We start from the raw sequence: 15,523 nt of genomic DNA on the forward strand, positions 1-15,523 counted from the left end.
CTATGACGGATCAGCATAACGACTTCGCCACCGAAGGCGTCGCTATCATTGGTCTTTCGCTGCACTTTCCCGGGGCGCGCAGCGCCGAACAGTTCTGGGAAAACCTTCATAAGGGTGTGGAGTCCATCTCCGTCTGGAAGGAGGAGGAGCTGCTGCGCGCGGGCGTGGATGCGCAGATGCTCCGTGATCCGAACTACGTACCCGCCGCGGGCATGATCGATGGTGTCGCCAGCTTCGACGCGGAGTTCTTCGATTGCACGCCACGCGAGGCAGAGCTGATGGACCCCCAGCACCGGCACTTCCTCGAGTGCGCCTGGGAGGCGCTGGAGGATGCCGGCTGCGATCCGAGCCGCTACCCCGGTCGCATCGGCGTCTTCGCCGGTGCGGGCACGAGCGGCTACCTGCTCAATATTCAGGCCGCCTACGGCCTGCCGCCCGAGCAGATCCTGCAGCTCTCGATGGGGAGCTTCAGCGACTATCTGACGACGCGCCTCTCCTACAAGCTCGATCTACGTGGCCCCAGCATGGCGGTGCAGACGGCCTGCTCGACTTCACTGGTCGCGGTGCATCTGGCCTGTCTGCATCTGCTCGCGGGGCAATGTGAAGTAGCGCTCGCCGGGGGCGTCACGCTGCGCGCAGCCGAGGCAGGTGGATACCTCTACCAGGAGGGGGGCATCTTCTCACCGGACGGGCATTGCCGCCCCTTCGACGCACGTGCCCGCGGCACGGTGGAAGGCAATGGCGTGGGCGTCGTGGTGCTCAAGCGGCTCGTGGACGCGCTCGCCGACGGAGATCCCATCCGCGCCGTCATTCGAGGCACTGCCATCAACAATGACGGGGCGCAGAAGGCAGGTTTCACCGCCCCCAGCGTGCAGGGCCAATCCGAGGTCATCGCGCTGGCGCAGGCGATGGCGGAGGTGGATCCGGAGACCATCACGTACATCGAAGCCCACGGCACCGGGACGCCCCTGGGGGATCCCATCGAAGTCGCTGCCATCTGCCAAGCGTTCCAGCGTCGCACCCAGTCGAAAGGCTTTTGCGCGCTCGGATCGGTGAAGGGCAACCTGGGTCACCTGGACGCGGCTGCCGGCGTAGCAGGCCTCATCAAGACGGTGCTCGCGCTCCAGCACCGGCAGCTCCCGCCCACCCTGCACCTCGAATTTCCAAATCCAAACATCGATTTCGAGCGTTCACCGCTACGGCTGCAGACCGCGCTCACGGAATGGCGTACCCCGGGCTTTCCTCGCCGCGCCGGAGTGAGCTCTTTCGGCATCGGCGGCACCAATGCGCACGTCGTGCTGGAGGAGGCGCCCCCGCTGCCTCGTGAGCCAGCGCTCCCGGCTCGACCGTGGCTCCTGGTGCTCTCGGCGCGCTCCACGTCCGCGCTGGAGCGAATGAGCCACCGCCTGGCAGAGTACATGCACCACCACGAGCTGGATCTCGCAGGAGTGTCCCACACGCTCATGGCAGGACGCCGGCTCTTTCCACACCGCCGCGCGCTCGTGTGCCAGGACCTCACGGAGGCGGTCGCCGCGCTCGAGGGCGCGGCGCCACACCGAGTGTACACCGCGGTGCAGGAGTCCACCCGCCGCGAGGTGGTCTTTCTGTTTCCTGGGCAGGGCGCGCAGCGCGTGAACATGGCGCGCGGCCTGTACGAGCAGGAGCCCGTCTTCCGCCAGCAGGTGGATCGCTGCGCCGAGCTGCTACGGCTGCATCTGGACGGCATGGACCTGCGCGCCACGGTGTTCCCCGAACCTGCGCGCCGCGAGCAAGCCGAGGCGGAACTTCTCCAGACGCGGCTGGCCCAGCCGGCGCTTTTCACGATCGAGGTTGCCCTGGCGGATTTGCTGGAGCGCTGGGGCGTACGGCCGGCCGCGATGATCGGCCATAGCCTGGGAGAGTACGTCGCTGCGTATCGCGCGGGGGTGTTCAGCCTGGAGGACGCGCTGCGGATGGTGGCCATGCGCGGCGCGCTGATGCAGCGGCTTCCGACGGGCGGCATGCTCTCGGTGCAGCTGCCCGCGCACGAGCTCGAGCCGCTGCTCGGCCCGCAGCTATCGCTGGCCGCAGTGAACGGCCTTTCGCTGAGCGTAGCGGCTGGCCCTCACGAGGCCCTGGACCAGCTTCGGGAGCAGCTTGCCGCGTGCGGCGTGCACAGCACGCTGCTGCGCACGTCACATGCATTCCACTCGTGGATGGTAGAGCCGGCCCTGGCGCCCTTTGCCGCCGAGCTCCGCCGTCTTCGCCTGCGCCCGCCCACGGTGCCCTTCATCTCCAACCTCAGCGGCACATGGATTCGCCCGGAGGATGCCACCGACCCGCACTACTGGACCCGCCACCTGCGCGAAACGGTGCGCTTCGGCGATGGATTAAGACAACTCTTCCAGCAGCCCGACCGGGTCCTGCTGGAGGTCGGGCCTGGCAACGCCCTCTCTACCCTTGCCCTCCGCCACCCCGAGCGTCCGTCCACGCAGCCGGTCGTATCGCTGATGTACCTGCGGCATTCGAGCACGACAGACCTGCACGTCGCCACGGAGGCGCTCGGCAGGCTTTGGGCCGAGGGCGTGCCGGTGGATCCGGTTGGCTATCACGGAGGCGCCCCGCCGCGTCGCGTCTCGTTACCCACGTATCCCTTCGAACGCCGCCGCTACTGGATCGATCCGCCGCGCGGACCGCGTATCGCCCCACCTGCCGCGGCACGGCCAGAGCCCGAAGATCACGCCTCAGGGCCACGAGACCCCTCGGGACGTGCGCGACCTCCGCTAGAGGTGCCTTACGTCGCGCCGCGCACCGCGATCGAACGCCGCGTAGCCGACATCTGGCGCGAGTGCTTCGGTTATGCCGAGATCGGCGTGGACGACGACCTGTTTGCCCTCGGCGGCGACTCGTTATTGGCCACGCAGCTCCTGGCCCGCCTGCGCGAGACCATGGCCCCTGCGCTATCGATGCGAGAGCTCTTCGACACGCCCACCATCGCGGGCATCGCACGCCGAATCTCAACCAACAGCGAACCTGCGGCGCCGAACGCGGAGCCCGAGGAAAGCCCGCGCGGACAGGATACCCATCCGCTCTCCTTCACGCAGCAACGTCTCTGGGTGATCGAGCAGCTCCTGCCGATGACGGCTGCCCACCATCTGTCGCAATGTGTCCTTCTGCGCGGGCCGCTGAACAGCGATGCGCTCTCGCGGGCCCTGGAGGAGGTCGCCCGTCGTCACGAGGTGCTGCGTACCACTTTCCACATCGTGGAGGGCGAGCCCGTGCAGCACGTGACCGCACCGTCACAGGTCTCGTTCCGTCGGCTCGATTTGCGCGACCGGCCCGAGCGTGAGGTCCTCGCCCGGGAGCACGCATTCGAGGAGAGTCTGGCACCGTTTGACCTCGAAAGAGGTCCGCTCTTCCGGGCGCTTCTCATCGTGCTATCCGCAACGGAACATCTGCTGATGCTCACGATGCACCACCTGGTGGCGGACGGCTGGTCCATGGGTGTGCTGCTCAACGAGCTCACGACCCACTACATGGCGCTCTTGCAGACGGGTCGCGCAGCTGCGCTTCCTGCGCTGCCCCTGCAGTACGGAGACTACGCCCGCCGCCAGCGCGCCTGGTTGAAAGGGCCGGTGCTCGAGGCCCAGCTCGCATGGTGGCGGCAGCAGCTCGCCGGCCTGCGACCGCTCGATTTACTCACGGATCGGCCCCGACCTGCCACGCAGAGTCTCCACGGCGCCATGCACACCTTCGCCTTTTCCGAGGAGCAGACCCACGAGGTGGAGGCCTTCAGCCGCAGCCAGGGGCTCACGCCCTTCATGACGTTCCTGTCGGCATTCTCCGTGCTACTCGGCCGGTACGCACGCCAAAAGGACGTGACCGTGGGCACTCCCGTGGCGGGCCGCAACCGCACCGAGCTGGAGGGTATCATCGGCATGTTCGTGAATACCCTCGTGCTGCCCGTCGACCTCTCGGGCCGCCCCACCGGCAGCGAGCTCCTGCGTAGAGTGCGCGAAATCACGCTCGGGGCCCAAGCCCACCAGGACGTCCCCTTCGAAAAGCTCGTTGCCGCCCTGGAGCCTCAGCGTGATCTGAGCCGCACGCCGCTCTTTCAAGTAATGTTCTCCCTCGAGGCGGGCACGCTGGAGCGGACGAGAGTGGGCGACCTGGAGCTCGAGCGCGTGCCACTCGCCGGGCGCACGGCGCAATTCGATCTCACCCTGGTGCTTACCCGCCATGCACGAGGTTACAGCGGGGCATTCGAATATTGCGCAGATCTATTCGAGCCCGCCACCGTGGCCGCGCTCGCCCGGCGCTTCACCCAGACGACGATGGCTCTGATCCGAGAGCCGGACGTGCCCGTCGACGAACTGCCACTGATCGCCGCGGACGAACGACCGCTCCTGCTGGAGGGCTGCCGGGGCATATCGATGCCCACACCGGCGAGCCCCCTGCCGGCCCTGCTCGCCGCACGCGCCGAGCAGCACCTGGCATCGATGGCGATCGAGCATGGCGCGCGCACGCTCCGCTACGGCGAGTTGTGGAGCCAGGTTCATCAGCTTGCCCAGCGGCTACGTGGACTCGGGGTCACCCGTGAGGTTGTCGTCAGCCTGTGCCTCGAGCGCTCGCCAGAGTTTGTTGTGGCAGCGCTCGCCACCCTCGCTACAGGGGGCTGCTACCTGCCGCTCGACCCCGCCTATCCTGACGCCCGGCTGGAGCTGCTGCTGGAGGACGCCAACGCGTCCGTGCTCATCACGCACACGGTCCTGAGCAAGCGGTTCGCGACGCAAAGGCTCCGCACCGTGCATATCGATGCCGCGGAGGAGGTGGTGGCAGAAGCGCTCGCCAACGAGCCTGCGCCGCCCCGGCTGGAGCAACCCCTGGCCGAACAAGCGGCCTATATTATCTATACTTCGGGCTCTACCGGCACGCCCAAGGGTGTCGTCGTCCCGCACGGCGCTCTGCTCAACCATGCCCAAGCCATGGTGATGCATTATGGCCTGGGGCCCAGCGATCGCGTACTTCAATTTGCGTCGTTCGCCTTCGACGTGGCCATCGAGGAGCTGTATCCTTCGCTGCTCGCAGGCGCGACGGTGGTGCTGTGGCCGGATCGGCTCAGCGCCCCCATCCCCGAGTTCGTGCGCTTTCTGGCACGCGAGCGGATCACCGTGGCCAACCTCCCCGCGCCCTACTGGCATGCGTGGGTCGAGGCCCTCGTGCGGGATCCTGCATGCGCTCCCCCGCCGTCGCTGCGGCTTGTGATCGCTGGCAGCCAGGCCGTATCCGCCACGAAGCTCGCCGCGTGGCGCGAGCTTGCACCGGACGTGCGCTGGATGAACGCTTATGGCCCCACCGAGGCCACCATCACCGCCACCTTGCATGAGCCCCCTGCAGGGCCTCGTGAGCCGCAGGCGAACGTCCCCATCGGCCGCCCCATCGCCAACGTCGAGCTCTACGTACTGGACGACCAGCTCCGCCTCGTACCGCCTGGAATCGCAGGCGAGATCTTCCTGGGTGGCGAGGGATTGGCCCGCGGCTACCGTCGACGTCCGGACGCGACGGCGGCGGCCTTTCTGCCCCATCCCTTTTCGCGTACGCCGGGCGCGCGGCTTTATCGGACGGGCGACCGAGGCCGCTACCGGCACGATGGGCAGGTCGAATTCCTGGGGCGCATGGACCGGCAGGTGAAGGTGCGCGGCTTCCGCGTGGAGCTCGCGGAAGTGGAGGTCGCCCTGGGGCAGTTGGCCGGGGTGGCCGAGGCGGCCGTATTGTACCGTGAGGGCCCTGGGGGCGATGGTCGATTGGAAGCCTTCGTCGAGCCGGTGGCTTCCGAACCGCTCACCGAGCAGGTGCTGCGCGAACGGGTCCGGATGTACTTGCCGTCGCACCTCGTGCCCGCTGTCCTCAACGTGCTCGAGCAGATGCCACGCACGCCGGGCGGCAAGCCAGACCGGCAGGCGCTGCTTTCGCTCCCGCCAAGGGAACAGGAGCCCAATGCCCAGGTGGAGCCGGACGGCGCTGTCGAGCGGGCGCTCGCCCGGATCTGGGGCGAGGTTCTCGGGGTGCAGCATGCCGGGCTTCACGATGACTTCTTCCTCGTGGGAGGCGATTCGCTGTTAGCCATCCGGCTGGTGGCACGTGCCCGCGAGCAGGGCTTCCAGCTCTCCGTGAGGGACGTCTTCGAGCGCCCCACGATCGCCGCGCTTGCAGCGCACATTGGGCAGCGCGCGCTGGTGGCCACGACCGAGGCGCCGACGGGCCCCGACTTCCCGCTGGCGCCCGGACAGCAGCGATTCTTCGAGCATCCGCACGAAAACCTGCACCACTGGAACCGCGCACTCCTGGTGGAGGTCGAGGAGGAACTGGACGCTGAACCGCTCCGCGAGGCGGTACGTCAGGTGGAACGGCACCACGAGGCGCTTCGATTGCGCTTCCACCGTAATGCGGATGGCATGCGCCAGAGCCCGGTCGAGACCGCCGAGCAGATCCCATTCTCCCGGAGCGATCTCTCCGCGACACCGACCGCGGAGCTCGGGAGCGCCATCGAAGCGGCGGCTGCGCGGGAGCAGACAACCCTGCACCTCGAGCACGGGCCGCTATGGAAGGTGACGCTCATGGAACTGGGCCCGAGCCATGGCCAGCGCCTGCTCGTGATCGCCCACTTTCTGGTGGCGGATGCCTTCTCGTGGACGCTGCTGCTGGAGGATCTGCATGCAGCATATCGCTGGATCCGCCGAGGTGAGCCTGTACGGCTGCCGCTGACCACAGTCCCCTTTTATGCATGGGCTGAGCAGATCATGGCCTACAGCGAAAGCGCGCAAGCTCGGCACGAGCTCGAGTATTGGCGGGAGGAGCTCGGCGGACCGGTGGCGGCCCTGCCGCTCGATACTCCGTCTGGCGCCAACACGGAGGCTTCGCTGCGCGTCGTGTATGCGCGGCTCTTAAACGCGGACGCGCGCATCCTGGTGCACGATCTGCCCGCAACGCTACAGGTGGACGTGGAGTCCGTGCTCCTGTGGGCGCTGGCACGGGTGCTTTGCGCCTGCACGGACGGAGCGCCGGTCCTTGTCGACCTGGGGCGCCATGGCCGACAGGCCTCGTTGACGGGGCTGGAGGTATCTCGCACGATCGGTTGCTTTACGAGCGATAGCCCCTTCCGCCTGGAGCTGCCCGAGGGGGACACGTTCGAGTCCCTCCGCGCCCTGGACGCACGGCGGCAGCGCATGCCACATCGCGGCTTTGGCTACGGCTTACTTCGCTACCTCTGCCAGGACCAGGAGGTGGCGCGGGAAGCGCGCGCCCTACCTTGCGCTACCGTGAGCTTCGATTACCTCGGCGCGCAGCCCCCCGTCGCAACGGCCGGCTTCAAGCTGGCGCTCGAATCCAGCGGCCCGGATCGCTGCCCCGTCTCACCGCGCACGCATCAGCTCCAGATCATCGTCGCTGCGCAGGCCGAGACAGGTCTGGAAATACAATGGCGCTACAGCGAGGCCCTGCATCGGCGTATTACGATAGAAAAGCTGGCCGAGCGCTACTGCACCGTGCTAGGGGATCTGGCCAGTCAATTTCGCGAGTCTTATGCCCTCGTCACAAAGGGAACACCACAATGAAAATTGAACTCATCGAAGACGATGCGGCCCTTCATGATTGGGTCGACGTTGTGAACACTGCGGACGTGTGGGGAATACCCTCGTTCGAGGACGCACGTTATCTGCGCGGCCTCGACGCAGCTCGACGGGATTATGTGTTGCGGCTGGATGGTCAGGCGGTGGGTGCCGCCTTCGTCCGGCCTCCTGGCGGCGGAAGTCAGGAGCCGTGCGGGGTGGCGAGCATCTGGGTGCGGCCCGGGCACCGGCGCCGAGGCGTAGGCTCGGCCATGCACCGCGAGCTTTCCGAGCACGCGCGCCGGCTCGGGTTACACGAGCTCGAGATCGAGGCCCAAGAGAGTCTAGCGGATGCCTGCGCTTACTTGGAGCGGCGCGGCTACAAGGAAGTGGGACGCCACGCCGAGCTGGTACTGGAGCTTGATTCCGTAGCCATGCCGGAGATCCGGCCGCCCGCCGGCATCACCATCGTCACCCGGGCGGAGCGGCCCGACCTGTTACCCGACATGTACCGAGTGGCGCTGGAAGCCATTCCCGACATGCCGGTGGATGATGCGGATGAAGTGGGCTCCTTCGAGGAATGGCTCGCCACGGACATGGACAGGCCTATCCACACGCATGACCTGACGTTCATCGCTTTACATGGCGAGGAGGCGGTGGGTTACGCTGTGCTACAACGTGGCCGAGATGGGGTGGCGTTCCACAGCCTCACGGGCGTGCGGCGTGCATGGCGCGGGCGGGGCATTGCCAGCGCGCTCAAGCGTGCACAAGTGGCAGGCGCGAAGCAAGCTGGCTTCCGGCGTCTGGTGACGGAGAACATCGTTGGGAACGCCCCGATCCGGCACCTCAACGAGTTGATGGGCTATAAGCCCTACGCGGGCGCCATCATCTTCCGCGGTCCGCTCCTGTAATCTCGAATCACTCCGTCGGCATGGAGGCGGCGTCCTCCGACTCTCCGCCGCTCGCGATACGCAGGCCCACGTGGCGCCGCGCTTGCAAATAGCCCACCCGGGCCGCCGCCCACGCGGCCCGCGCAGACCACCACCAGTAGTTGAGCGTAATCGACATCTCCAGTGCGCGCACGTGGTGCCACCAACTGCACGGCACGAAGATGACATCTCCTGGATCCAGATCGCCCTGCAGCGGCCGGGCCTGGCGGAAGCTCGGGTAGCGGCCATAATCCGGCCGCTCCACGTCCACCGGACTGAAGAGGACCACGGGCAGCTCTGCGGAGTTGGCGTACAGCGCGGCGGCGTCCCCGGGCGCAAAAAGCGTCCACCGCTTGCGCCCGTACACCTGTACGTTGAAGTTCTCGTGCCGATCATAATGGACGGTCGACACGGTGCCGGCGGGCCCCAGCCAGAAGCCGGGCCGCAGGCACAGCCACCGCCGCAGTTGTGCCGGATAATGGTTCGGCACGCCAAGCTGCTCGTGCAGGGGCTCAATGTCCGCGTTGAGCTCCTGGGCGTCCTCGAAAATGTTGGCATAGGTGATGTAGCAGCTACCCGGCGCTTCCAGCCCAGCCTCCATGTGCTCGATGACGGCACGCAATGACTCGCGGCTGTAATAGCGGTTGCGCAGAAACGCCATGGGGTCTGTCGTTGCGACGCCGCTGCGCCAGCGCTCGACCACGATAGACCGGTCCCCGTAGCGCTCCTTGAAGAACGTCGGCGACCAGCGGCGGCAGGCCGGCCACGACCGAGTCATGCCCGAAATGATGAAGGGCCGCTCCCTCCCTTCCGGGCGTGCGAGCCGCGCAGCCGCTTCGCTGGCCGATAGTCGCTCGAGTGGCTGGGCTGGCGGAGGCTCGTGTGAAAAGCCCGCGTCAGAAGCGAAGAGAGAGTTCATGACCATCCTTACGAAGCAGCGTTTCCTGCGAGGTTACCTCGATCTGCAAGCCGAACAGCTCGGCGGCTAGGTCGCGTAGCTTGGGGCCGAAGATCTTCGGCACGTCCACGCCCACGAGCTGCAGCGGCGTCGGCGTGTGGCCGAGGGCGAGGTCGATGCGGTGCTGCATCGTCTCGAAGAGCCACAGCGAAGCGCGCTCGAGGGCGAAATAGTCCGCGAGCGCATCGGCAAAAGCGCGAAGCGTAGGCGAATCTTGACGGAAGCGGCCGAGAAAAGCGACCAGCGCCTCCGCGTGCCCGGGCGGGGGAACGGCCAGCGACTCTGCGCGTGCATACGCCCAGGCGAACCCCTCGGCGCCCATGCTCAAGCGCTCCTCCTCGAGCTCGTCACGGAATTGCCTGAGCCCCTCCAGCACGCGCTGTCTCGCTTGAGAACCCGCGTAGGCCACCTCGCGCGCCAGGGAGCTGGTCTGCATGGTACGCTGATCGAAGTCTATCGCCGCCTGTGCCAGCGCGCCCATATCCTGCCACCCAGGCGCATCCACCAGCCGCGCCAGGTCGTACGATTGCAGTGTCGAGCGCAGGCCGAAATCGTACTTGTGGATGTCCATCGCCATCAGCAGGTTGAAATATTCCAACGCGCCGGGCTCGAGCAGCCGAGCCATGAGCGCGGTGTCGTAATCACTCGTGCAATGACCATAGAGGATGATGCGAAACGTTTCCTCGACCATGGCAGGCGTCCCGGCGCACACGCTGTGACGGCCGATGAAGAGATCGTTCCCCTCGGAGAAGGCGAAGAGGGTCGCCGGATCCAGGGGAGAAACGCTGTCGTACACGCCGGCGGCGAACGCCATGAGCGCCTGGTTGTCCGCCACTCGATTGAGGCCGAGCATGATCTTGTAGATGACCGCCGCCATGGCCGGGATCTCGCCGTCCGCCAATGGATGGTGGGCGCGCCGCAGCAGGTAAGCCGGCAGCATCAATCCGAGGCGGCTCACCTTCCACACGTCCGTGAGGCTCAGCGGAGCCTCGGCTCGCCCGCGCTCGCGGTGCTTCACGTAAAGTTCGCGCAGCAGGGCCATTCCTCCCGCCACCTCGCTCCAGTGCTGGGTGACCTGCCGCAACGCCGAGACATTCATGGGCAGTGGATGCCTGTTTCGCGACCCTGCGTAGGGGCAGGTCCGCATCTCCATGGGCACCCCCTCCAGATACCTGCGTGGAGCGGTGCCCTCGCCGAGCGGACGGGCCTCGTCGTCGCGATAACGCACGAGGGTGCCCAAGTAGGACGTCCAAAAATATTCCGGCGCCTCCCGCACGGCCGGTCCATACTCCAGGCCGAAGGGGGCCTCGTCCAGATCCGTCAAATCCTGCACGGGTTCGCTCACGCCCCACCCCCTGCCGCGCTGCTCGAGCTACCGATCGAGTCCACTGCCCACGTGGGCAGGAAGCCTTGCATTACGTGCTCCCCGACGATCGGGGCGAGCGTCGCAATCACCTCACGCTCCACGGCTGTGAGCAGCGGATGCCAGAGATCCACAATCAAGCACACCCGCGGCTGGTCGCTACGGTTCCATACCTCATGCTGAAACGTATCGTCAAACACAACACAGTGACCTTCTTCCCACACGCGCGTCTCACCACCGACGCGGATAGCACAATCTGGCGGGATGATCAGGCCCAGGTGGCAGGTGAGCTTGAAGTTGGCCGAGTCGTGATGAGGAGGTACGCTCACGCCGGGAGCGATCACCGAAAAGAGGAATGCGCCGCCCGGGCTCATGTACGGCTCCAGCTCATCCAGCAGCGCGGCGGATTGGGGGCTGCGCACGCAGCTCTCCGCGATTCGCTCGCCGCCCTTCGCTTGCAGGTAGAACGTGCCCCAGTCCTGCGCCCGGAGGTGCGCGAAGCGGTCGGGATGCTCGTCCAGATAGGGCCGCAAATCCTCTGGAGTGACGACCTTCAGATACTCCTCGCGCAAGCGGGGCGCCGCCCGCTCCAGCTTCTCCACGGCCTCACGCAACGTTACGTGCTCCAAGGGATCCACGTAGGGCGTGCGCGTGAGCCCCGGGAAGAAAAAAAGATTGGGACGTTGGTAGGTCGGCAGCTCCGGGAGCGGCGCTCCGCCGAAGTTGATGCGGAGGCATTCCTCGAGACGGGCAAGCTCCGAAGGGGGGTAGCGATGCCGGAACCCCTCCATCAACTGCGACACGGCGTCCAAGGCTCGGGCCGACGTAGAGTGCAAGCTCATTTCGTTCTAACCATCTTTGTGAGATAACAGGTGGTGCTGGTGTACATCAGTTCCGTCTGACAGGTCAATGTCCATTCCTCCTTACGCTCCGCGTCCCATCTTGTCGTCCCCGAACAGGCTGTGGACAGAAGTGCGCGAGACGGCCGCACTGGCCATGCCGCTCGCTGGGTTTCAGCTCGGGTACATGTTGATGGGCATCGTCGACTTTGTGATGGTCGGCCGGTTGGGTGCCCTCGCCATGGCCGGCGTGGGTGTCGGCAGTGCCGTGTGGACGGCGTTCCAGGTGATCGGCGTGGGGCTCTTGCTCGGGCTCGATCCGCTGTTCGCCCAGGCCATTGGCGCGCGGCGCCACGCGCGGGCCCGGGCAGTGTTGCGCCAGGGACTGGTGCTGGCCGCGCTCGCCTCGATACCCCTGGCACTGGCAGCGTTGTCCCTCCCGCGCCTGTTTGCCCTCGCGAACGTGGAGCCCGAGGTGGCCTCGGTCGCTACGAGCTACGTGCATGTGCGCCTGTGGGGGCTGCTGCCCACGCTGATGACGGTGGCCGTGCGTAGCTACCTGCAGGCCACGCAGCAGGTGCGGACGCTGGTTGTGGCTATGGTGATCGCAAACATCGTCAATGCCGTGGCCAACGCCTTGCTCGTATTCGGCGACGGCTCGCTGCACGCGCTGGGCCTGCCTGGGCTGGGCCTGCCTGCGCTCGGCGTGGAGGGTTCGGCCCTAGCCACAGTGATATCCACGGTGGTGGCTCTCGCCATCCTCCTCTGGCGGGCGACGAGAGGACGCCAGCCGGATGAGGTGGAGGAGTCGGCACCGCTCTCGTTGATGCTAACTGCCCTGCGGGTAGGCGTGCCCGTCGCGCTGCAGCTCCTCGCCGAGGTCGGTGCCTTCAGCGCAGTGACGACGCTGGCGGGAAGCCTGGGCAGCGTACCGGCGGCCGCGCATAGCCTCGCCAACACGGTGATGTCCTTCCTGTTCAGCATAGCATTGGGTGTGGGCAGCGCCACGACGGTACGCGTGGGCTATGCCGTGGGCCGCGAGGACGCCGAGGGCGTGCGAATGGCGTGGTTGGCAGGGCTACTCGTGGGCTGTGGCACCATGGTGTTCGGTGGACTCTTGCTCTTCGTGGCCCCGACCGGGATCGCGCGTCTGCTCACGGACGACGAAACGGTCGTGGCCGCCGCGCCGGCCCTGCTGCGCATTGCGGCGCTCTATCAAGTATGCGACGGCGCCCAGGTCGTCTCCTCCGCGGCCCTGCGAGGCGCGGGCGATACCTGGGTGACCGTTTATGCGTACATCCTCGGTTATTATGCGCTAGGCCTACCCCTCGGCGTGGTGCTGGGCCTGGTTTCCCAGCTTGGGGTCGTGGGCCTGTGGTGGGGTCTGGCTCTCGGTGTGACCACGGCGGCCATGGTGCTCCTTCTGCGCTTTCGTATCGTCTCGTCGCGGCCCATCATCCGCGTTTGAGCGGCTTCAGGGCGAAGCTTATGGCGCTGGACGAAGGTCGACGACGCGCGTCACCCGTATTCCTTCGTCGAGCGCCTCGCGGAAGGGAGCGGGCATGGTCTCTACAGGACGCCGGGTTGGGCCAGCCATCACCTCTGCGGGAAGTTCGTAGCTATGGTCGCTCACACGTACCCCCAGCGCGCCACCGCCGGGCTCTTCCTCGATCCCCAGCAGGAAGCCCTCGGGCGGCGGCGCCCAGTAACGCAGCAGCACCCCCTGCTTCGAGCTGTCGTCTACCAGCGTCGACCCCTCCACCCGCCGCCCTGCCAGCCACACCGCCGCCGGGGGTCGGGCCGACATAACCTGCACGTCCACGAAGGCGGCTCTACGCCTGGACGAGATTCGCAAGCGAATGGTGTGAACCTCGCCCTCGGTGTGATCCTCAGTGACGACCACCTCGGGCGCTTCCAGCGATATCGACGGGGCCCGGGATACACGGAGCGGCTCACGCCATTCGGGTAGAGCTTCCAGCGAGGCGATCGGGGATGCATCGCCCACGAAAGCCTCGACCCATGCATCCGGGTGTGCGTCGCTGGACACCCAGCGAGCCAACCCGGAATCCGCGTCGAGCAGATACACGAGACTCGTGGGGCGCGGGTGGCGCGCGTCGAAGCGCTGCGCCAGGGCCCCGCAACCCAGGAGCCCGAGCGCCCAAATCGCGGCGCTGGCGGCCGCCACGGGCGTAGCGCGTCCCAAGGAAGCCCGCCAGGAAGGGGCGAACAGCACGAGCGCCAGCGCCAGGAGGACAGCCACGAGCCCTGCCTCATCGAGCTGGAGCGCGAAGAAAAGATCATGGACGACGGGGGCGAGCAGCAGAACGCTGGGCACGGCAGCGAGACCGAGCAGCAGCACGACGCGAGGGCGAGCCGTACGATCGAACGAGCGGCACAAGAGCGCGAGCGCCACCGTGGCCGAGAGGAGTGGTCCGATGAAAACGCAGCTTGCCCCGGGCATGGCGAGGCCGGTGAAGACCGTGGGTACGGTCCACAAAAGGCACCCTGCGGCGGCGACTTCGGAGGGACGCGCACGGCGCCTGAGGGCAAGCACGGCGAGCACCACGGCAAGCGTCGCCGCTCCGAAGGAAGCGACATAGAGGCCGTTGCCATAAGATTCCGCTTTAAGGAAAGCTCGGTACTCAGGCTGGAGTATCTTCAACAGCGGCCAGCCCAAGCTCACCAGGGCGCCTGCACCGACAACTGCGAGTAGCAGCGCCCCGGCCTCCCTCGCCACTCTCGAGGGCCGAAGGGCTCCGCGTCGTACGCCGGAGCGGAGCACGACCACCAGGACCATGGCCACCACGGCCAGAAGCGCTCGTGCCCAGCGCTCCGGGTAATGGACGAGGTACGGGCCCCAGTTGATGTAGATCCGGTCCCCTTCTTCGCTCGTAGCAACCTCCCCGGGCCGACGTGCCAGCGCAAGGAGCGTCTCCCCCTGTTGCTGGATCGTGCCCATGTCCATCTGGTCGACCGTCTCCAACCGGGTATGATAGGCAATCGATCCCTCGATATTAGCAAAGTTCAACCCGCGCCAACCGGCCTCGCGAAAGACGGAAAAGTCCGTATCGTTCGGCATTCGCCGATAGATCTCCGCGTAGAGCGAGCATGCATGCACATGGGGCGCGGCCTGCCCGAGCCGGCGAATGAGCCCGCCGTTGTCTGCGGACGTCTCGAACATGAGAACCGGGCCTTCGTTGCCGCGGGCATCGACGTTGAGGACGACCTCGACTTCCCGGGCCCAAGGATGTGAGCGCACGAAGGCCAGGCTGCCGAGGCTGTGCAGTTCCTCTGCGTCTGTGAACAGCAGGATCACATCGTGGACGAGGTCCGGACCGGCACGCAGCGCGCGCGCCACCTCCAGAAGGGAAGCGACGGCGGCCCCATCGTCGGCGGCGCCGGGCCCGGTGGGCACCGAATCGTAATGCGCCACGAGCAGCACCGCGGCGCCCGGGGACGAGCCCCGGAACCGGCCCACGACATTCTCGACCGTCGCCGCTGGCCGAGGGATGTCCTGCTGCGGAGCGAACAGCGCCTCCCGCTGCACGTGCCCCTCAGCGCCCAGCGCTTGGAGCCGTGCGAGAAGGTAATCACGCACCTCGGCGTGCCTTGGCGTGCCGGGCGGGTGCGGCGCTGCGCCCACGACTTTCAGGTGCTCATAGGCGCGCTGTGCCGAGAACTCGGCCGTAGGCGCGGTCACATCTCTTGGGGGCAAACGCGAGAATGTACCAAACCCCAGCGCCACTGCGAGCGCGAAGAGAACCAGCGTCCCCAGGCGCGCCGCAAGCAGCACCATCCGGTCCGAACCATCATGCAACCCGAGACACATCCTTGGCTCACGCGGTGTA

General features: G+C 66.8%; 7 protein-coding genes. 3 read left to right on the forward strand and 4 right to left on the reverse strand.

All coding sequences use genetic code 11. The features are described from left to right. The first annotated feature begins 2 nt into the window (after positions 1–2). Complete coding sequence (locus tag E8A74_RS40700) at positions 3–7,592, forward strand: non-ribosomal peptide synthetase/type I polyketide synthase (protein ID WP_136934517.1); 7,590 nt, start codon at positions 3–5, stop codon at positions 7,590–7,592. Next, positions 7,589–8,497 carry a GNAT family N-acetyltransferase gene (locus tag E8A74_RS40705; protein ID WP_170229747.1) on the forward strand — a complete coding sequence of 303 codons (909 nt, stop codon included), beginning with the start codon at positions 7,589–7,591 and terminating at the stop codon, positions 8,495–8,497. The genes E8A74_RS40700 and E8A74_RS40705 overlap by 4 nt, the downstream gene beginning before the upstream one ends. Positions 8,498–8,504: 7 nt before the next feature. Here the strand turns inward: E8A74_RS40705 and E8A74_RS40710 are convergent, their stop codons facing one another. The 3 genes from E8A74_RS40710 to E8A74_RS40720 are packed head-to-tail and all read right to left on the reverse strand — an operon-like array spanning position 8,505 to position 11,639. Further along, positions 8,505–9,434, reverse strand: coding sequence for a cupin-like domain-containing protein (locus E8A74_RS40710; protein WP_170229748.1), 930 nt, complete (start codon positions 9,432–9,434; stop codon positions 8,505–8,507). After that, a complete protein-coding gene (locus E8A74_RS40715) occupies positions 9,412–10,818 on the reverse strand; it encodes a hypothetical protein (RefSeq protein ID WP_136934520.1) in 1,407 nt (468 codons plus the stop codon). Before E8A74_RS40715 ends, E8A74_RS40710 begins: the two co-directional genes overlap by 23 nt. Then, complete coding sequence (locus tag E8A74_RS40720) at positions 10,815–11,639, reverse strand: aspartyl/asparaginyl beta-hydroxylase domain-containing protein (RefSeq protein WP_232379967.1); 825 nt, start codon at positions 11,637–11,639, stop codon at positions 10,815–10,817. Before E8A74_RS40720 ends, E8A74_RS40715 begins: the two co-directional genes overlap by 4 nt. Before the next feature lie 169 nt (positions 11,640–11,808). On the opposite strand from E8A74_RS40720, the gene E8A74_RS40725 reads away from it, so the two are divergent. Next, complete coding sequence (locus tag E8A74_RS40725) at positions 11,809–13,143, forward strand: MATE family efflux transporter (RefSeq protein WP_170229750.1); 1,335 nt, start codon at positions 11,809–11,811, stop codon at positions 13,141–13,143. 18 nt (positions 13,144–13,161) lie between these two features. Here the strand turns inward: E8A74_RS40725 and E8A74_RS40730 are convergent, their stop codons facing one another. Next, positions 13,162–15,492, reverse strand: coding sequence for a M20/M25/M40 family metallo-hydrolase (locus E8A74_RS40730; RefSeq protein WP_170229751.1), 2,331 nt, complete (start codon positions 15,490–15,492; stop codon positions 13,162–13,164). Positions 15,493–15,523 lie beyond the last annotated feature (31 nt).

This window comes from Polyangium fumosum, from assembly GCF_005144585.1.
Lineage (GTDB): Bacteria > Myxococcota_A > Polyangia > Polyangiales > Polyangiaceae > Polyangium > Polyangium fumosum.

Bases quoted from the DNA above. Each gene is read 5' to 3' on its own strand.
- E8A74_RS40705 (WP_170229747.1), top strand. From the start codon at position 7,589: ATGAAAATTGAACTCATCGAAGACGATGCGGCCCTTCATGATTGGGTC.
- E8A74_RS40700 (WP_136934517.1), top strand. From the start codon at position 3: ATGACGGATCAGCATAACGACTTCGCCACCGAAGGCGTCGCTATCATT.
- E8A74_RS40710 (WP_170229748.1), bottom strand. From the start codon at position 9,434: ATGAACTCTCTCTTCGCTTCTGACGCGGGCTTTTCACACGAGCCTCCG.